The organism is Verrucosispora sp. WMMD1129 (assembly GCF_029581255.1).
Classification (GTDB): domain Bacteria; phylum Actinomycetota; class Actinomycetes; order Mycobacteriales; family Micromonosporaceae; genus Micromonospora; species Micromonospora sediminimaris.
The window spans coordinates 4,275,497-4,293,892 of sequence record NZ_CP120741.1; the positions used below are offsets into that span (position 1 = coordinate 4,275,497).

The window sequence follows — 18,396 nt, forward strand, 5'->3', positions numbered from 1 at the left end:
CCGAGGTGGTGCTGCCGACGGTCGCGGACACGTACGCCTTCGGACGCCGGCTGGCCGGGCTGCTGCGCGCCGGCGATCTGGTGCTGCTCACCGGCCCGCTGGGTGCCGGCAAGACCGCGCTGACCCGGGGGATCGGCGCCGGCCTGGGAGTGCTCGGTGACATCACCTCCCCGACGTTCGTGATCGCCCGGGTGCACCGCCCGGACCCGACGAGCGGGCGAGGTGTGTCGCTTGTGCACGCCGACGCGTACCGGTTGGGTGACGCGGGCGACCCCCGGGCCGAGATCGACGACCTCGACCTGGACGCTTCGGTCGACGACTCGGTGACCGTGGTCGAGTGGGGCGAAGGACTGGTCGAGCAACTGGCCGATGCGCACCTGCGGGTCCGTCTGCACCGGCACGACGACGACACCCGCACGGCGGAGCTGGAGCCGGTCGGCGGCGACTGGGCGGAGCGCCTGGCGGCCCTCGCCGCCCTGGGCTGAGCGCTGTCGTACCCGCTGCCTACAGTGCCCGGAGACGATCCGACCGGTGAGAGGTTGCCGATGCCCGACGACACCCCTGCTCTCGACCTGCTGGCGCTCCTCCCCGACGAGTGGCGGGCGGTGCTGACCCCGCATCTCGACCCGGCCCGGGTGTCCGCGTTGAGCGCGTTCGTCGCCGCGGAGTACGCCGCCGGCCCGGTCTTCCCGCCGGTCGAGGATCTGTTCTCGGCCTATCGGCTCTGTGCACCGTCGGCCTGTCGGGTGTTGATCCTCGGGCAGGATCCCTACCACCGCGCCGGCCAGGCCCACGGGCTCAGCTTCAGCGTGCGCGAGGGGGTGTCGGTGCCGCCGTCGCTGCGTAACGTCTTCAAGGAGCTGGGCGAGGATCTGGGCATGCCGAAGCCGCGCAGCGGCAACCTCGACGGCTGGGCGGCGCAGGGTGTGCTGCTGCTCAACTCGGTGCTGACCGTGCGCCAGGGCACCCCCGGGTCGCACGCCAACCGGGGCTGGGAGGAGTTCACCGACGCGACCATCCGGGCACTCGACGCGCTGGAGTCGCGGGTGGTCTTTCTCCTCTGGGGCGGGTACGCGCGCAAGAAGGCGGCGCTCGTCGGCAACCCACAGCACGTGGTGCTGGAGGCGGGCCATCCGAGCCCGATGAATCCGCGTGGTTTCCTCGGCAGCCGGCCGTTCAGCGCCGCCAACAAGGCCCTCGCCGACGCCGGCCTGTCCACCATCGACTGGGAGCGCTCGGCCGGCTGAGCCGCCGTACGCTCCCTCCACGTCGTCCGCACGTACCAGGCGGTGGTACCCGCCTGGCTGGTCGGTGGGGCCGGTCGGACGAGGGTTCTTGACTGACGTCGTAGTTGCGATAACGATATCAAAATATCGATGTCGGCTTACGTCTTCAGTCCGGGGGGTCAGCGACGACGCGAAGCAGCAGTGGAGCACCCACCCGACCGACAGTTCGGCAATTCGTACAACCATGGCGCGACATCGACGTGCGGTGACCGTCCCCTCGACCGCACGCAACCCGCCGCCTTTCAGAGGAGAAGCACACCACCATGAACGAACTCCCCACACACCGCAAGAGTCGCCGACGCGGCCGCGTCAGAATGCTGGCTGCCGCCGCCTTCGCCGCAGTGTTGGCCACCACCGGCACCGTCGCGATCTCGGCCAGCCCCGCCCAGGCCGAGGCCGACCGGCAGGTCTGCTCGAACACGGAAGGTACCCACAACGGGTTCTTCTTCTCGTTCTGGAAGGACAGCGGCGACGCCTGCATGGTGTTGCGCGAGAACGGCCGCTACTCCAGTTCGTGGAGCAGGAGCACCAACAACTGGGTCGGTGGCAAGGGCTGGAACCCGGGAACCCGCCGCACGATCAGCTACTCGGGTAGCTACAACCCGGGTAACAACAACAGCTACCTCGCCCTGTACGGCTGGACCCGTAACCCGCTGGTCGAGTACTACATCGTCGAGAACTTCGGCAGCTACAACCCGAGCAGCGGGGCCACCCGGCTGGGCAGCATCACCACCGACGGTGGCACCTACGACATCCTGCGCAGCCAGCGGGTCAACGCCCCGTCGATCGACGGCACCCAGACGTTCTACCAGTACTGGAGCGTCCGGCAGCAGAAGCGCAGCAGCGGGACCATCACCACCGCCAACCACTTCGACGCCTGGGCGCGGGTTGGCCTGAACCTCGGTAACCACTACTACCAGATCATGGCCACCGAGGGTTACCAGAGCCAGGGAAGCTCGGACATCACCCTCTCGGAAGGCGGCACCCCCGGCCCCGGCCCGACCAACCCGACCACCCCGCCGCCCACTGGCGGTAGTGGCCAGATGATCGTCGGCCAGCAGTCCGGCCGGTGCCTGGACGTGCCGAACTCCAGCACCAGCAATGGCACCCAGATCCAGTTGTATGACTGCTGGGGTGGCTCGAACCAGCGGTTCACTCACACCTCGAGCAGGCAGCTCACGGTGAACGGCAAGTGCCTGGACGCCTCGAATTCGGGCACCAGCAACGGCACAGCGGTGATCATCTACGACTGCCACGGCGGTGCGAACCAGCAGTGGAACATGAACTCCAACGGCACGATCACCGGAGTGCAGTCGGGGTTGTGCCTCGACGCCGGTGGCAGCGGTAACGGCGCGAGAATCCAGCTGTACAGCTGCTGGGGTGGAGCAAACCAGCAGTGGAGCCGCCGCAACTGATCCGCCGCAACTGATCCATCGGACAGGGGCCAGGCGCTCACGGGCCTGGCCCCTGTCTCCGCTCATCGTCATGGGCGTGGTGCGCCCGAGCGCTACGACCCGCCGGCGATGGCGGGCGGGCGTTCAAGGGCCGGAGGCGATGCGGCTAGGCTGGGTCATTGTGCTCGTACTGGTGGTGGACAGCTCGACCCCGGCGGTGACCGCGGCGCTCGTCGAGGTCACCGCGAGTGGCGTCACGACCCGGGCGCACCGGTGCACCGTCGACGCGCGGGCGCACGGCGAACTGCTCGCCCCGCAGGTCGACGCGGTGCTCGCCGACGCGGACGCCCGTCCCGCCGACCTGCACGCGATCGTCGCCGGGGTCGGCCCCGGCCCGTTCACCGGGCTGCGGGTGGGCCTGGTCACCGCCGCCACCATGTCGCAGGTGCTCGGCATTCCCGCGTACGGTGTCTGCTCGCTCGACGCGATCGGGCACCCGGCGGCGGCCGGCGAGCCGGTGCTGGCGGCGAGCGACGCGCGCCGGCGGGAGATCTACTGGGCGGTCTACGACGGCGCGGGCGAGCGTCTCCTCGGGCCGGAGGTCGGCGCTCCGGCGGTGGCCGCCGATCGGGCCCGGGAACTGGGCGCGACCGCCGCCGTCGGTGACGGTGCCCATCGCTACGCCGAGGTGCTGGGCCTGCCGCTGCGGGCCGAACCCCGCTATCCGGACGCGGGCGCGCTGGCCACCCTGGCCGCCGAGCGGATCCGGGCCGGCGCGAGCGGTGACCCGCTCACCCCGCTCTACCTGCGCCGACCGGACGCGGTGGCCGCCACCGCGCGCAAGCCGGTGCTGCCGTGAGCCGGTTGCGGCCGGCCCGGTTCCGCTGGTGGCACATCGACGAGGTGCTGCCGATCGAGGCGGATCTCTTCGGTGCCGAGCAGTGGTCCGCGGCGATGTTCTGGAACGAGTTGTCCCACGGGCATTTCTACCGGGTGGTCACCGACGACGACGGCGGGGTGCTCGGCTACGCCGGGCTCGCCGTCGCACCGCCCGACGAGGCGTGGGTGCAGAACATCGCGGTCCGGCGGGAGGCGCAGCGCCGGGGCATCGGCAAACTGCTGCTGGAGGCGCTGCTCGCCGAGGCTGGTCGGCTCGGCGTACGCGCCGTGCTGCTGGAGGTCGCCGCCGACAACGCCCCGGCCCAACGGCTCTACGCGACGTACGGGTTCGAGCCGATCGGCGTACGGCGCGGCTACTACCAACCGAGCAACACCGACGCGCTGGTGATGCAGCGCACCCAGGACTGAGAAATCCATGGCTGACGAACCACTGATCCTCGGCATCGAGACCTCGTGCGACGAGACCGGCGTCGGTGTCGTACGCGGCCACACGTTGCTCGCCGACGCGCTCGCGTCCAGTGTGGACCAGCATGCCCGGTTCGGTGGGGTGGTGCCGGAGGTGGCCAGCCGGGCGCACCTGGAGGCCATCGTGCCGACCATGCAGCGGGCACTCACCGAGGCCGGGGTGACGCTCGCCGACGTGGATGCGATCGCGGTCACCGCCGGGCCGGGCCTGGCCGGGGCGCTGCTGGTCGGGGTGGCCGCCGCGAAGGGGTACGCGATCGCCGCCGAGAAACCGGTCTACGGCGTCAACCACCTGGCCGCGCACGTCGCGGTGGACACGCTGGAGCATGGTCCGCTGCCCGAACCGGCGATCGCGCTGCTGGTCTCCGGTGGTCATTCGTCGCTGCTCCTGGTCGACGACCTGGCCCGGGGCGTGACCCCGTTGGGCGCCACCATCGACGATGCGGCCGGCGAGGCGTTCGACAAGGTGGCCCGCCTGCTCGGTCTGCCGTTCCCCGGTGGGCCGTACATCGACCGGGAGGCCCGGGCCGGTGACCCGGCGGCGATCGCCTTCCCGCGTGGACTGACCGCCGCCAAGGATCTCGTCGCGCACCGCCACGACTTCTCCTTCTCCGGGTTGAAGACCGCGGTGGCGCGGTGGGTGGAGGCTCGCCAGCGGGCCGGCGAACCGGTTCCGGTCGCGGACGTCGCCGCGTCCTTTCAGGAGGCGGTCTGCGACGTGCTGGTGAACAAGGCGCTGGACGCCTGCCGTAGCCGGGGCGTGCCGACCCTGGTGATCGGTGGGGGAGTGGCGGCCAACTCACGGTTGCGGGCGATGGCCGAGCAGCGGGCGGCCCGGCACGGCATCCGGGTCCGCGTGCCCCGGCCGGGCCTCTGCACGGACAACGGCGCGATGGTGGCGGCCCTCGGCTCGCACCTGGTCGCCTCGGGTGTCGCGCCCAGCCGGCTCGATCTGCCCGCGGATTCGGCCATGCCGCTGACCACTGTCAGCGTCTGAGGAGGACGGCGACGTGATCGTACGGATGTGGGAGGCGCGGGCGGAGCCGTACGCGCTCGCCGACCTGATCACCTGGGTCTGCGACAGCGCGCTGCCTGACTTCGAGCACGACCCGCTGCACGTGTCCAGCGAGGTCTTCTCCTCCACCGACCACCGGGTCGTGGTGATCTCCAAATGGCGCAGCAGCCCTCGACCGCTGCCCGACCCGCCGGTGATGCTGCTCGCCCGGCAGCCGCACTCCTGGGACTTCACCCAGGTCGACCGCTGAGGCGTCGCCGGGCCGGCCGCTGGTTCGACGGCGGCGTGGAGCGCGCCGATCAGCGAATCGTCACCGTGGTGGTGGCGGTGGAACGGTCGATCTCGCTGGTCCGGGCGCTGACCCGCAATGTCCAGTCACCGGCGACCGGGAAGTGGATCTCGGCGCTGCCGTGGTGCGGTTCCAGCGCGAAGACGTCGACGGTGATCGGCTCGATGCCGGCCTCCGGCAGGGCGGCGGTGACCGTCCACTCCGCCACCGGCAACTCCTTCGCCTGCGGGGTGTAGACGTACGCGTGCAGGCTGTTCGCGGTGCCGGCGACCGCCGGGTAGATGTCGAACTGCAGGGTGAACAGGTCGGTGGTGAGCGACTGCGCGACACCCTCCCGGGTCACCCCGTCGGCCGCCGTACCGACGGAACGGCCCGGCGGTGTCTGCACCAGCACCGCCGTCAGCGCCAGCACCACCGCCGTCACGGCGAGTTCCACGCCGGCCGCCCGAGCGATCCAGCGGGGCCGGGTCGCCGCGACCCGCCGCCTGATCAACCGGCGTTGCCCGGCCGCCACCGCCAGCACCCCGGCCAGCAGTGCCGCCTTGGCCAGCAGCAGGCGGCCGTAGGTGCTGCCCCACAGGGCCGAGAGGCGGCCGAGTTCGATCACGGCCTGCCCGAGCCCGGCGGCGACCAGCCAGGCCACCGCGAGGGTGGCCAGCCGGGACCAGGCCGGCAGGATCCGGGCGAGCACCCGCTCGTGCGTGCCTCGCAGCAGGAACACGGTAAGCGCGAACAGTCCACCCAACCAGGCGGTCACCCCGGCGACGTGCAGGGTGCCCAGCGCGATGCTCACCGGCGGCAACGGCGAGGCGACCGGATGCCCGGCCAGTGGCCAGGTGACGAACCCCGCCACTCCGATCACCGCCAGTGCCGCACCGCGTACCCGGCTGGCGAGGCCCCGACCTGTCGACGAGCGCTCACCAGCGCCCCGCAGCACCGCCGGCAGCAGGGCCGCCGCCAGGCCGACCAGCGCCAGCCGGGCGGCCAGCACCACTCCGACGTCGCTGTCCGCCACGGCCCGCAGGTCGGCCGGGGAGAGCTGGCCGACCGGCGCGCCGACCACCTGGGCCGCCTGTCCGACCCAGGTGCCGAGCGTGCCGGCGGCGACCAGGCCGAGCCCGCACAGCGCGGTGGCCGTGGCAGCCCGACGGGAGCGACGGCGGGGCCACATGGTGGCCACGAGCAGCGGCGGGCCGACCGCCAGGAGCAGCCCGAGATACCCGAGGTACTTGGCGGCCGGCACCAGCACCCCGGCCGGTGACTCGGACTCCGCCAGGGCCGGCTCGGGCGGGGTCGCCGACGGTGCCCCGGCGGCGAAGGTGAAGCTGCCCGCGACCGGGTGACTGTCCGCCGAGATGACGCGGTAGCTGACCAGGTAGGTGCCGAGTGGACGGTCCGAGGGTCGCAGGGCGATCCGGATGGTCCGGTCCCGGACCTCGGGTTCGCCGACGTTTATCCGCTTGCCGTCCGGGGCGAGGACCTGCACCCGGCCGGGGACCACGGCGATGGTCTCGCTGAAGGTCACCAGCACCTCGCGTGGCGCGTACCCGAGCACCTCGTCGCGCTGCGGGGTGGTGGCTACCACCACGGCGTGCGCCGCCGCTGGGCCGGCGGGACCCAGGGCGGCGCACAGTGCGGTGAGGACCAGCCCGAGCAGGGCAGCGGCTCGGGTACGAACGGTCATCGAAGCGGGTGGCGGCGGTCAGCTGCGACGGAACATGCGGTACGTGAGGAAGCCGCCGGTGCCGAGGGCACCGAGGAAGATCGCCCAGATGAGCGTGTTGCTGACCCCGATCTGCGGGCCGGTGTTGGCCTGCGCGGCGGCGAGCAGTCCGTCGTTGCCGGGGGCCGGCAGCGCGGCGGGCGGCAGTTCGGCGTACCGGACCAGGCCTGTGCTCTCCAGCATCCGCATGTGGTCACCGACGAACGTGTTGGCCGAGTTGGCCAGGTCCCGGATCACCTCGTTGCGGGTGCTGGCCCGGACCGCGCCGATCACCGGGAAGATCTTGCCGTGGGCGACCCGGAGTCGGGTGACGAAGATCTGGTCGAAGCGGGCGCCACGGGCGTCCTTCATCTCGGTGAGCCAGCCCTGCTGCTCGGCGGTCGGCGCGTTGGGGATGACGGCGCTCAGCTTGTTGGCCGCCTCCACGGTGATCCGGTCGAGCTCCTCGTGCTGCCGGGCGATTTCGGCGCCCACCTCGCGGACCACCTGCGAGCTGCCCTTCTCGGCGGCCATCTGCCCGGCCGGCATCTCCCAGAGCCCGGCCAGCCGCACCCCGTCGAGCAGGGCCTGGTCGGCGGCGGCGAGTTGCTGAGCGGCGGGCGCGGCCAGGGCCACACCGGGCAGGACGACGAGGGCTGCGACGATCGTGGTGAGCAGCACCGCCAAGCGACGGGACCGGTTGCCCTGCCGGCGACGAGCGGAATCCAGCGGTGCCATGTCTGCGACGCCTCCTCGGACGAGAACGATCGTTGAGCGATGGACGTCCGCACCCCGTCGGCCGTCCGCAACCTGGTACGGATTGTTCGGCCGATCAGTTCATCGGTTGGCGAAACCGGCTCGCGAAATACGGAACTGGAGATCAGTTGACGTCGAGCGGGTCGGCCAGCAGCCGGTCGAAGGCGAGTTCGGCCGCGCCGACCAGGGGAGCGTCCTCACCGAGCTTCGGCGTACGCAACCGGACGTGCTCAAGGCAGGCCGGCAGCCCGTTGGAGTTGAGCCGGCTGCGCACCTGGGCGGCGGCGGCCAGATAGAGGTCGCGCATGGTGCCGCCGAAGATGACCATTTCCGGGTTGAAGATGTTGACCAGGTTGGCGACGCCGAAGCCGAGCCAGTCACCGGCCTGGCGTACCGCGATCTGGGCCTGGGCGTCGCCGCGGTCGGCGGCGTCGAAGACCGCCAGCATCGCCTCCCGGCCCCGTGCGTCGGAGCGACCGGCGGCCCGGAGCAGCCCGTGCTCGCCGATCTCGGTCTCCCAGCAGCCCCGGTTGCCGCACTCGCAGCGGGCCCCGTCGCGGACCACCACCATGTGCCCCACCTCGCCGCTGTAACCGCCGTGCCCGGTCAGCCGCCGGCCTGCGGCGATGATCCCGGCACCGACGCCGACGTCGCCGTAGAGGTAGATGACGTTGTCGCAGCCCGCCGCCGCGCCACGGGCGTGCTCGGCGAAGGCCGCCACGTCGGCCACGTTCCCGACCGTGACCGGCACGTCGACCCCGAGTTCGGTGCCGAGCGCGGTGCCGATCGGTTCGTCCACCCACCCGGTGGTGGGTCCGAGCCGGACCAGGCCGTCGTCGCGACGGACCATCCCGCAGACCGCCACTCCGGCACCGACGCAGACGGCGTCCTCCGGCATCGCCTGCCGCATCTCCTTGACCGCGCCGGCCAGCAGTGGAGCGGCCTCCGCGGCGGTGAGACCGCGTGGGCGGTCCAGCTCCCGGCGGTCGAGCACCGCGCCGCCGAGCCCGACCCGCGCGGCCCGCAGCCGGTCCACCTCGATGCTGTACGCGTACGCGAAGACCCGGCCCGACTCGGGCCGGACGACAAGCGACGGTCGTCCGGCCCGGCCGGTTTCCTTCGGCGCCCCCTCAGTCACCAGGCCGGCCGCGGCGAGGTCGGCGGTGAGCGCGCCGATTGTGCTCCGGTTCAACCCCAGTGCGGTGGTCAGTTCCGCACGCGTGGTGGCACCGTGCACGTGCACGTAGCGCAACAGGGCACCGAGATTCTGCCGGCGAATCTCGTCCTGGCTCGGTCCCACGCGCATCGGTTGTGACTACCTTCGGTGCAGCGGATCAGCGGCTGCCGCTGGCGGCGGCTCGTCGGCGCGACAGCGCGTCGACGCTGGCCGCCAGGAGCAGCACCACGCCGGTGACCACGTACTTGACGCCGGAGCTGTAACCCATCAGACCCATGCCGTTGTCGATCACCGCGACCACCGCGCCACCGAGCACCGCGTCCAGCACCCGGCCCTTGCCGCCGAAGAGGCTGGTGCCACCGATCACGGCCGCGCCCACGGCGTAGAGCAGCACGTTGCTGCCGCCGGTGTTCGGGTCGACGGAGTTGGCCCGGCTGGCGGCGACGATGCCGCCGACGGCGGCCATGGTGGAGCAGATGACGAAGACCGAGATGCGGATCCGGTCCACGTTGATGCCGGCCCGGCGGGCGGCTTCCTTGTTGCCGCCGACCGCGTAGATGTGCCGCCCGTAGCTGGTGCGATGGAGCACGAAGGTGCCGATGATGAGCAGCACGGCGATGATCGGCACCACGATCGGCACGCCCTTGAGCGAGCTGATCAGCACGTTGCGGCTGCGCTCCAGGTTGAGCATGTAGACCGCGAGGCCGAGGATGACGGCCAGCCCGCCGATCCGGGCGAGCACCACCGCCATCGGGTCGGTGACCAGGCCACGTGCGGCGCGGTTGCGGTAGCGCAGCAGCTGGACGGCGGCGTACCCGGCGACGGCCACGGCGGCGAGCGCCCAGCCGAGCAGCGGTGGCAGGTTGCGGTTGGCGATCGCCACCAGCACCGAGTCGCGCACCGAGATGTTGCGGCCTTCCTCCATGAGCAGCAGCACCACGCCCTGGAAGGCCAGGAAGCCGGCCAGGGTGACCACGAAGGACGGAATGCCGATCTTGGCGACCAGGAGGCCGAGGATCGTACCGATCACCATGCCGGTGAGCACGGCGGCGGCCACCGCGACGTACCAGGGATATCCGAGCACGGTGACCACGTTTGCCAGCACCGCCGCGCAGACGCCGCTGGCGAAGCCGGCCGACAGGTCGATCTCACCCAGCAGCAGGACGAAGACCAGACCCATCGCGATCAGGGTGACCGCCGCGCCCTGGGTGAACAGGTTGGCGAAGTTCCCGGCGCTGAGGAACGAGGGCCGCAGGATCGAGAAGACCGTGCAGAGGACGAGCAGGCCGAGGACGGCGGGGAGGGCGCCGATGTCGCCACCGCGTACCCGTCGCCAGTAGTCGCGGACGTGGCTGCCGACGGAGGGCGTCGACGTGACGGCGGCCGGCCCCTCCTGCTTGACGGCGGTGGTGCTCATGAGACGCCTCCCGTGGTGCTGCCGGCCGGCGCCGCGCCGTTGCCGTTGGTGGCCGGGTCGCCGGTGAGTCCGAGCCCGCCGGAGCGACCGGCGGTGATCAGCTCGACCACCTGCGCATGAGTGATGTCGGTGGTCTTCACCTGAGCGACCATCTGGCCGAGGTAGAGCGCGGCGATCCGGTCGGAGACGGCGAAGACGTCGTTCATGTTGTGCGAGATGAGCACGACGGCCAGACCGTTGTCGGCCAGCCGCCGGACCAGTTCGAGCACCTGGGCGGTCTGCGCGACGCCGAGCGCGGCGGTCGGCTCGTCCAGGATCACCAGCTTGCTGTTCCAGAGCACGGCCTTGGCGATCGCCACCGTCTGGCGCTGGCCGCCGGAGAGGCTGGAGACGAGCTGGCGCAGCGACTTGACGGTGCGTACGGAGAGCCCGGCGAGGGTGTCGGCCGCCATCTGTTCCATCGTCGGCTCGTCGAGGACGATGCCGCTGCGCTTCTCGCGGCCGAGGAACATGTTCTGCACGATGTCGAGGTTGTCGCAGAGCGCGAGGTCCTGGTAGACGACCTCGATGCCGAGCGCCGCGGCGTCGCGTGGGCTGTGGATGTTCACCGGCCGGCCGTCGAAGACGAACTGCCCGGCGTCGGTCGGGTAGATGCCGCTGATGCACTTGACCAGGGTCGACTTGCCGGCGCCGTTGTCACCGACGAGCGCGGTGACCTCGCCCGGGTAGGCGGCGAAGGCGACATCGCGTAGAACCTGGACGGGACCGAAACTCTTGTCGATCCCGCGTAGCTCCAGCAGAGGGGTCGCGGACACGGGGTTCTCCTTTGTCACGGAGGGAGATCGGGGCCCGTCCAGCGGCGGCACGCCGCCCGGCACGGGGTTACCGTGCCGGGCGGCGCCGCCTAGGCGGGTGAGGTCAGCTGATGCCCGCTTCGGTGCAGAGCGCGGCGAAGTTGCCGGTGCAGACCTCTTCCTTGGTCACGAAACCGTCGGCGATGACGTCCTTGACGTTCTCCTTGTAGATCGCCTGCGGGGTGAGCAGGACGGCGGGGACGTCACGGTTGCCCTCGGGGTCCTTGACGGTCTGGCCGGTCTCCTTGCGCTCGCCCTTGGCCAGCGCGATGGCCAGCTCGGCGGCGGCGTCGGCCTCCTGCTTGACGGCCTTGTAGACGGTCATGCACTGGTCACCGGCGAGGATGTTCTGCAGGCCCTGCGTGGTGGCGTCCTGGCCGGTCACCGGAACCTTGCCGTTGAGCTTGTTCTTCTTCAGCACCGAGATGGCGGCGTTGCCGAGGCCGTCGTTCGCGGCCAGCACACCGTCGATCTTGCCGCCGGTCTGGGTGAGCATCTGCTCGAAGATCGTGGCGGCCTGGGCGTTGTCCCAGTCCGGCACGGACTGGTCCGGGCCCTTGACGTACTCGTTGGCGTCGAACTTGGGCTTGAGGATCGAGTCGTAGCCGTTCTTGAACAGGGTGGCGTTGTTGTCGGTCGGCGACCCGTTCAGGTACGCCACGACCGGCTTCTCCGCCTTCTGGTCGGTCAGGCACTTGGCCAGGCCCTCGCCCTGGAGCTTGCCGACGGCCTCGTTGTCGAAGCTGACGTAGTACTCCGCCGAGCCGCCGAGGGTGAGGCGGTCGTAGTCGATGGTGGCGACGCCCTGCGACTTGGCCTTGTCGAGGACGGCCTTGCCGGTGCCGGAGTCCAGGTTCACGATCATCAGCGCGGTGACGCCGCTCGTGATCATCTGGTCGGCGATGGTCTGGAACTGGGTCTTGTCACCCTGGGCGTTCTGGATGTCCGCCTTAACGCCGGCAGCATCGAAGGCGGCCTGGAGGAACTTGCGGTCGGCGCCCTCCCAACGGGCGGAGGACTTGCTGTCCGGCAGGATCACGCCGATCTTCGGGGTCACGTCGGAGCCGGCCTGGTCGCCGCCGGACTCGTCGCCACAGGCCGTCAGGCTGCCGAGGGCCAGCAGGCCCACGGTGCCGACGGCGAGGAAGCCCTTGCGCATGTGCAGGGTCCTTTCGAGGGTGGGGAAGGGGTGTCGGTGTGTTGTTTTGTTGTGTCCGGCAACGTATTGCGCGCCACACGCCAGCACAAGGGTGCGCCGGTCATGAGTTTGTTGTCAGCGGTAACAATTCAGCAACGCCCTCGACATCGCGCCGCCACCGTGCGTGTTCCGGCGCCCCGTGTCCGTTCGACTCCTGACGCGCCGAGGGGATCGGACGCAAGCGCTGCTGTCGACGGGCAAATGCTGCCGCGGGCGTGCGCCAAGTCGGTCCTGTGGCAAGCGGGAGACGCGACCCACCTCAGGGTCGAGCCGACCTACCAGGTCCGCGCGGTCTTGTTAGGGCTCGGGTGAGGGGAAGCGATGGCAGCGTCTGGTCGCAAAGCGTATCGGGGGTAGCGACCAAGCCTGACGTCGAGTACAGTCCTCATCTGTCAGATGTGAATTGACCATAGTGACGGTGGCTACTGGAAACGGATTTGGCTCTGGTCGATTCATATTCCGCACCTATATGCGCTGGGTCCCTTGCTCGGAGGCTGGAGCCTCTGGTTCTTGGGGTTTGGTGCAGGGGGAGGTCAAAGTTGCGTTTACTAAAGCGGGTAGTAGTTGCTGCATCGGTGGCTGCTGCCGTCGGGGGAGGCTCGGTGCTTGCTGCTCCTCAGCCAGCCTTCGCTGCGAGTGGCATGTCGTGCAACACCTCTAAGGATGGTAATGGGTTCTGGTTCCACTGCAGCGGGACCAAGAACCTTGCCAATACTTGGGTGAAGATCAATTGTGCCCCGATAACTCCCGGTGGTGGAAGCTTTAATGTAAAGGACACCTATCCGGGCACAAGGTACGCGCCTTGGAGCTTCGGCAAGAAGTTGGATTGCCAGAGCAGTGTTCATCGAGCCGGTAGTCCCGAGTGGGGGCCGAAGTAGGATTGAGGCGCCGAGAGGATGCTCCCGATTACCTGTTGCTCTTCAAGGAATGTTACGTCGTCAGTGGTAAAAAACTAGGTACTCGGTCCTGACAGATCAGGACCGTCGGGGTGCCTGTGAGCCGGGTGAGCACCAGGCTCGCCGGCTGGTCGCCGGCCAGCCGCAGGTCGCGCCGGAGCCGTTCGGGCTCCAGCGCGGAGCCGCGCTTGAGGATCTCCACCCGGCCGACCCGCCGTTCCCGCAGCAGCGCCCGCAGCCGCTTGAGGGAGAACGGCAGCACGTCGGTCACCTCCAGGCAGCGGGCGTACGGCGTGCGCCGGGCCGTGTCGGCGTAGAGGTAGGCGATGGTCGGGTCGGCGAGGGTGGCGTCCAGGTCGGCAGCCAGCTCGGCGATCAGGTGTGCGCGCACCACCGCCGGATCGGGGTCGTACACGAAACGCCGCACCGCCCCGACCGGCGCCTCGCGGGTGCCCGACCCCGCGAGCCGGTGCACCGACTTGCCGGTCAGCACGGTCGCGCGGCGGGAGACCTCGGCCAAATCGCCGCACCAGAGGGCCGCTTCGACCAGGTCGCCGTCGACGCTCACCCACTCCGCCTCCGCGCCGGGCGGGATCAGCGCATGGTCGATCCCCGGCGCGACCTTCACCACCGTGCGCGGCACCCGTTCGGCCAGGCCGGTCACGAAGTCCCACGGCGGTGAGTACGAGTTCGGGTCGAAGATCCGGCGGCCGGTGCCGGCCCGGCGTCGGGCCGGGTCGCAGAAGACCGCCTCTACCCCTGTCACGTCGAACGCCGTCGCGTCGCCACACTCGACGGTGACCAGGTCGGCCAGCCCGGCGGCCTGGACGTTCGCCTCGGCCAGCGCAGCGGTGAGCGGGTCGGCTTCCACCGCGTACACCCGGATGCCGGTGCGGGCGGCGGCGAGCGCGTCGGCGCCCAGTCCGCAGCCCAGGTCGGCAAGCGTGCGCACCCCGGCGGCCCGCAGCCGCCGCGCCCGCCGGTCGGCGACGACCCGGCGGGTGGCCTGTTCCAGCCCCGACCGGGTGAAGAACATGCCGGCCGCCGCCGGCCCGAACTTGCCGACCGCCCGGCGGCGCAGCTCGGCCTGGGTCAGCGCCGCCGCCGCGAGCCCGCCGGGCACCCCGGCCGAGCGCAGCGCCACCGCCGCGGCCAGCGGATCACCGCCGGCCACCCCGGCCACCCCGGCCGCCGCGTCGAGCGCGGCCGACCCCTCGGGCGTACGCAACGCGGCGAACTGCTCCAGATCCACCCGCCTATTCTTCCGCCCCGCCCCCGCCTGCCCTGCCCGAGGCCCAGGCCGGCCTCTCGCGCCGGAATGCCGGCCGCGACTTGCGGCATATCGGGCCCTCCGGTGGGCTGGAGGGCGCGGGTTGCGGCATCCTGGGCTGTCAGCTCGGCGGGAGGGCGCGTCATGCCGCAACTCGCGCGTCCCCAGCGCGCGGGAGGGCGCGCGACCGCATGGCGAGCCCAGCCGGGGTGGGGCGGACCGGGTCGGCGCAAAAGGGGGAGCGCCGGGTCGGGGTTGGTCAGCGGGTGGGGGCGTGGGGGGCGATGAAGGCGCGCCAGGCAGCGGGGGTGAAGGCGAGCGCCGGGCCGGCCGGGTCTTTGCTGTCGCGTACGGCGACCACGCCGGGCAGGTTGTCGGCGACCTCGACGCAGGCGCCGCCGTTGCTGTTGCTGCGGGAGGACTTGCGCCAGGCGGCACGGGTCAGGTCCATGACTTCGCCACTTCCTCGATCAGGCGGGCGGACTGCCGGTGTGGCAGCGCCTCACCGGCCACAGTCTCCCAACGCCGCCCCAGGGCGGCAAGGTCGTTCGGGCCGTCCACTGTGTGCCCCCGGAGCTGGTTGTCCAGGTGCGCCACCTCGGTGCCGTCGGCCAGCCGGGCCAGCACGAAGGGGCCGTTGAGTCCGACGTACCACGGGGTCTCGGCCGGGATGATCCGCACCTGGACATGCGGGCGGTCACTGACGGCCAGCAGGTGTTCCAACTGCTCGCGCATGGTCGCGCGCTCGCCGACCTGCCGGCGCAGCACCTGCTCGTCGAGCACCGCGACGAGCTGCGGTGGCTCCTCGCGGGCGAGCACCTCCTGCCGGGTCATCCGGGCCAGCACCCGCTTCTCGATCTGCTCGTCGGTCAGCGGTGGACCGGCCCGGAGCATCGCCCGTGCGTACGCCTCGGTCTGGAGCAGGCCCGGCACCACCGCCGGGTCGTACCAGCGCAGCGCGACCGCCTCCCGCTCGATCTCGCCCCACGGCCGGAACCAGTCCGGCTCGGCGTGCAGCCGGATCAGCTCCAGCATCCCGACGAAGAGGCCACCGGTCTCCAGCACCTTGTCGAACCGGGCCAGGTAGTCGGCGCTGAGCTGGTTCGGGCCGATCTCCATCGCGCTCACTGCCGACGTGGAGTAGTTGATCATCTTGCTCAGCTCCTCCTGGCTGAGCCCGCGCACCTTGCGCGCCCGGCGCAACTGGTCGCGCAGGAACCCCAGGGTTGGTACGTCCGCCATGTGCCTGCCCTCCGTGACGTGGTCGCGCCGGAGAGTAAGGGGCGGTCGCCGGGCGAGGAAGAGACTGTCGGCGTGTTGCGGTAAACGCTGGCGAACGACGCCGGAAGAGTGGGTAAAAAGTGGCGGAGGGGCGGCGACACGAGGGTGGTGGATTGGCACTCTCCTTGACGGAGTGCTAGCCGAGGAATAACCTGCGATTAGCACTCTCACCCTGAGGGTGCCAACCTTCGGGCCCTGGTGTCCGGGGGTTGAACGCCAGGCGGACCGGCACCCGCGACGACGGCCCCGCCCGGTGGCATGTGGCAGATTGACGCCGGTCGGCATGCCGATCGGCAACGAAACCAAGTACCCCAGGAGGGTATGCCCGTGACTACCGCGACCAAGGTTGCGATCAAGCCGCTCGAGGACCGCATCGTGGTCCAGGCGAACGAGGCCGAGACCACCACCGCCTCGGGCATCGTGATCCCCGACACCGCCAAGGAGAAGCCGCAGGAGGGCACCGTCCTCGCTGTCGGCCCGGGCCGGATCGACGACAAGGGCAACCGCGTGCCGATCGACGTCTCCGTCGGCGACACCGTTCTCTACTCGAAGTACGGCGGCACCGAGGTCAAGTACGCCGGCGAGGAGTACCTGGTGCTCTCCGCCCGCGACGTCCTCGCGGTCATCGAGAAGTAAGTAAGACAGACCGATCAGTGTCGTTGCCCCGGTCCGGCTCGCCGGGCCGGGGCGACGTCGCTTCGAAGGGACATTCATGGCGAAGATCCTGAGCTTCTCGGACGACGCCCGGCACCTGCTGGAGCACGGTGTCAACGCGCTCGCTGACGCGGTCAAGGTCACCCTCGGGCCGCGCGGGCGCAACGTCGTCCTCGACAAGAAATTCGGTGCGCCGACGATCACCAACGATGGCGTGACCATCGCCAAGGAGATCGAGCTCACCAACCCGTACGAGAACCTCGGCGCGCAGCTGGTCAAGGAGGTGGCGACCAAGACCAACGACGTCGCCGGCGACGGGACCACCACCGCGACCGTGCTCGCCCAGGCCATGGTCCGCGAGGGCCTGCGCAACGTCACCGCGGGCGCCAACCCGGCCGGCCTCAAGCGGGGCATCGACGCCGCCGCCACCAAGGTCTCCGAGGCGCTGCTCGGCAAGGCCGTCGAGGTCTCCGACAAGAAGTCGGTCGCGCACGTCGCGACGATCTCGGCGCAGGACGCCACCATCGGCGAGCTGATCGCCGAGGCGATGGAGAAGGTCGGCCGCGACGGTGTGATCACCGTCGAGGAAGGCTCCGCCCTGCACACCGAGCTGGACGTCACCGAGGGCCTCCAGTTCGACAAGGGCTTCATCTCGCCGAACTTCGTCACCGACGCGGAGTCGCAGGAGTCCGTCCTGGAGGACGCGTACATCCTGATCACCACGCAGAAGATCTCCGCGATCGAGGAGCTGCTGCCGCTGCTGGAGAAGGTTCTCCAGAACAACAAGCCGCTGCTCATCATCGCCGAGGACGTCGAGGGTCAGGCGCTGTCCACCCTGGTGGTCAACGCCATCCGCAAGACCATCAAGGTCTGCGCGGTCAAGGCGCCCGGTTTCGGCGACCGCCGCAAGGCGATGCTCCAGGACATGGCGATCCTCACCGGCGCCGAGCTGGTCGCTCCGGAACTGGGCTACAAGCTCGACCAGGTCGGCCTGGAGGTGCTGGGCAGCGCCCGGCGCATCGTGGTCGACAAGGAGAACACCACGATCGTCGAGGGTGGCGGCCAGGCCAGCGAGGTGACCGACCGGGTCGCGCAGATCCGCAAGGAGATCGAGGCCTCGGACTCCGAGTGGGACCGGGAGAAGCTCGCCGAGCGGCTGGCCAAGCTCTCCGGCGGTGTCGCGGTGGTCAAGGTCGGCGCGGCCACCGAGGTCGAGATGAAGGAGCGCAAGCACCGCATCGAGGACGCCATCGCCGCGACCAAGGCCGCGGTCGAGGAGGGTACGGTGCCCGGCGGCGGTGCCGCCCTGGCGCAGATCCTGTCGGTGCTCGACGACGACCTCGGCTTCACCGGCGACGAGAAGGTCGGCGTGTCGATCGTGCGTAAGGCGCTTGTCGAGCCGCTGCGCTGGATCGCCCAGAACGCCGGCCACGACGGCTACGTCGTCGTGCAGAAGGTCTCCGGCAGCGACTGGGGCCACGGCCTCGACGCCGCCGTCGGCGAGTACGTCGACCTGACCAAGGCCGGCATCATCGACCCGGTCAAGGTGACCCGCAACGCGGTCACCAACGCCGCGTCGATCGCCGGTCTGCTGCTCACCACCGAGAGCCTCGTGGTGGAGAAGCCGGCTGAGCCGGAGCCCGCCGCGGGTGGCCACGGCCACTCGCACGGCCACGGTCACAGCCACCAGCACGGCCCGGGCTTCTGAGCCTGCCGTACGCCGAACGTGGGGCGCACCGTCGACGAGACGGTGCGCCCCACGCGCATGAGCGGGACCGGCCTACCGGTGACGAGAGGTTACGGAACGCCGTCGTCGACTACCGGACCGTCGGGCGGTGGGAA

The 18,396-nt window shown here is 70.6% G+C and carries 18 protein-coding genes; 9 read left to right on the forward strand and 9 right to left on the reverse strand.

Going from position 1 to position 18,396, the window contains the following annotated elements; all coding sequences use genetic code 11:
- Window positions 1-5 precede the first annotated feature (5 nt).
- The 7 genes from tsaE (at window position 6) to O7624_RS20000 (ending at window position 5,310) form a co-directional block, all read left to right on the forward strand.
- The gene (gene tsaE, locus O7624_RS19970; protein ID WP_093411481.1) at window positions 6-485 is read left to right on the forward strand and encodes a tRNA (adenosine(37)-N6)-threonylcarbamoyltransferase complex ATPase subunit type 1 TsaE; all 480 of its coding nucleotides are present in this window, start codon (window positions 6-8) and stop codon (window positions 483-485) included.
- 60 nt (window positions 486-545) lie between these two features.
- Window positions 546-1,247 carry a uracil-DNA glycosylase gene (gene ung / locus O7624_RS19975; RefSeq protein ID WP_093411429.1) on the forward strand — a complete coding sequence of 234 codons (702 nt, stop codon included), beginning with the start codon at window positions 546-548 and terminating at the stop codon, window positions 1,245-1,247.
- A 302-nt stretch (window positions 1,248-1,549) separates the two neighbouring features.
- The gene (locus tag O7624_RS19980; RefSeq protein WP_282236865.1) at window positions 1,550-2,701 is read left to right on the forward strand and encodes a glycoside hydrolase family 11 protein; all 1,152 of its coding nucleotides are present in this window, start codon (window positions 1,550-1,552) and stop codon (window positions 2,699-2,701) included.
- Window positions 2,702-2,861: 160 nt separating this feature from the next.
- Window positions 2,862-3,539, forward strand: a complete 678-nt coding sequence (tsaB, locus tag O7624_RS19985) for a tRNA (adenosine(37)-N6)-threonylcarbamoyltransferase complex dimerization subunit type 1 TsaB (RefSeq protein WP_282236866.1) — start codon at window positions 2,862-2,864, stop codon at window positions 3,537-3,539.
- 5 nt (window positions 3,540-3,544) lie between these two features.
- Entirely contained in the window at window positions 3,545-3,988 is a 444-nt protein-coding gene (rimI, locus tag O7624_RS19990) for a ribosomal protein S18-alanine N-acetyltransferase (protein ID WP_093405449.1), read from the forward strand.
- Between the two features lie 7 nt (window positions 3,989-3,995).
- Window positions 3,996-5,042, forward strand: coding sequence for a tRNA (adenosine(37)-N6)-threonylcarbamoyltransferase complex transferase subunit TsaD (gene tsaD, locus O7624_RS19995; RefSeq protein WP_210936597.1), 1,047 nt, complete (start codon window positions 3,996-3,998; stop codon window positions 5,040-5,042).
- 13 nt (window positions 5,043-5,055) lie between these two features.
- Window positions 5,056-5,310 (forward strand): hypothetical protein, encoded by a 255-nt coding sequence (locus tag O7624_RS20000; RefSeq protein WP_282236867.1) that lies wholly within the window; start codon window positions 5,056-5,058, stop codon window positions 5,308-5,310.
- 49 nt (window positions 5,311-5,359) lie between these two features.
- Here O7624_RS20000 and O7624_RS20005 read toward each other — a convergent pair whose 3' ends face one another.
- From O7624_RS20005 to O7624_RS20045, 9 genes are all read right to left on the reverse strand, one after another.
- Window positions 5,360-7,033: a copper resistance protein CopC gene (locus tag O7624_RS20005; RefSeq protein WP_282236868.1), complete on the reverse strand. Its 1,674-nt coding sequence runs from the start codon at window positions 7,031-7,033 to the stop codon at window positions 5,360-5,362.
- 18 nt (window positions 7,034-7,051) lie between these two features.
- On the reverse strand, window positions 7,052-7,789 hold the full coding sequence (locus O7624_RS20010) for a DUF4142 domain-containing protein (protein ID WP_093404904.1): 738 nt from the start codon (window positions 7,787-7,789) through the stop codon (window positions 7,052-7,054).
- A 142-nt stretch (window positions 7,790-7,931) separates the two neighbouring features.
- Complete coding sequence (locus tag O7624_RS20015; protein WP_282236869.1) at window positions 7,932-9,113, reverse strand: ROK family transcriptional regulator; 1,182 nt, start codon at window positions 9,111-9,113, stop codon at window positions 7,932-7,934.
- A 28-nt stretch (window positions 9,114-9,141) separates the two neighbouring features.
- Entirely contained in the window at window positions 9,142-10,401 is a 1,260-nt protein-coding gene (locus tag O7624_RS20020; RefSeq protein WP_093404909.1) for an ABC transporter permease, read from the reverse strand.
- The gene (locus O7624_RS20025) at window positions 10,398-11,216 is read right to left on the reverse strand and encodes an ATP-binding cassette domain-containing protein (protein ID WP_210936605.1); all 819 of its coding nucleotides are present in this window, start codon (window positions 11,214-11,216) and stop codon (window positions 10,398-10,400) included. The genes O7624_RS20020 and O7624_RS20025 overlap by 4 nt, the downstream gene beginning before the upstream one ends.
- A gap of 103 nt (window positions 11,217-11,319) precedes the next feature.
- Window positions 11,320-12,414 (reverse strand): substrate-binding domain-containing protein, encoded by a 1,095-nt coding sequence (locus O7624_RS20030; RefSeq protein WP_282236870.1) that lies wholly within the window; start codon window positions 12,412-12,414, stop codon window positions 11,320-11,322.
- A 969-nt stretch (window positions 12,415-13,383) separates the two neighbouring features.
- On the reverse strand, window positions 13,384-14,601 hold the full coding sequence (locus tag O7624_RS20035) for a class I SAM-dependent methyltransferase (protein ID WP_282236871.1): 1,218 nt from the start codon (window positions 14,599-14,601) through the stop codon (window positions 13,384-13,386).
- Window positions 14,602-14,878: 277 nt separating this feature from the next.
- Window positions 14,879-15,070: a DUF397 domain-containing protein gene (locus O7624_RS20040; protein ID WP_093404920.1), complete on the reverse strand. Its 192-nt coding sequence runs from the start codon at window positions 15,068-15,070 to the stop codon at window positions 14,879-14,881.
- Window positions 15,061-15,861: a helix-turn-helix transcriptional regulator gene (locus tag O7624_RS20045; RefSeq protein ID WP_282236872.1), complete on the reverse strand. Its 801-nt coding sequence runs from the start codon at window positions 15,859-15,861 to the stop codon at window positions 15,061-15,063. Before O7624_RS20045 ends, O7624_RS20040 begins: the two co-directional genes overlap by 10 nt.
- Before the next feature lie 360 nt (window positions 15,862-16,221).
- Between O7624_RS20045 and groES the strand changes: the two genes are divergently transcribed.
- Both groES and groL read left to right on the forward strand, forming a co-directional pair.
- Window positions 16,222-16,536 (forward strand): co-chaperone GroES, encoded by a 315-nt coding sequence (gene groES / locus O7624_RS20050; RefSeq protein WP_089155197.1) that lies wholly within the window; start codon window positions 16,222-16,224, stop codon window positions 16,534-16,536.
- A gap of 76 nt (window positions 16,537-16,612) precedes the next feature.
- Window positions 16,613-18,262 (forward strand): chaperonin GroEL, encoded by a 1,650-nt coding sequence (groL, locus tag O7624_RS20055; RefSeq protein WP_282236873.1) that lies wholly within the window; start codon window positions 16,613-16,615, stop codon window positions 18,260-18,262.
- Window positions 18,263-18,396: the final 134 nt, after the last annotated feature.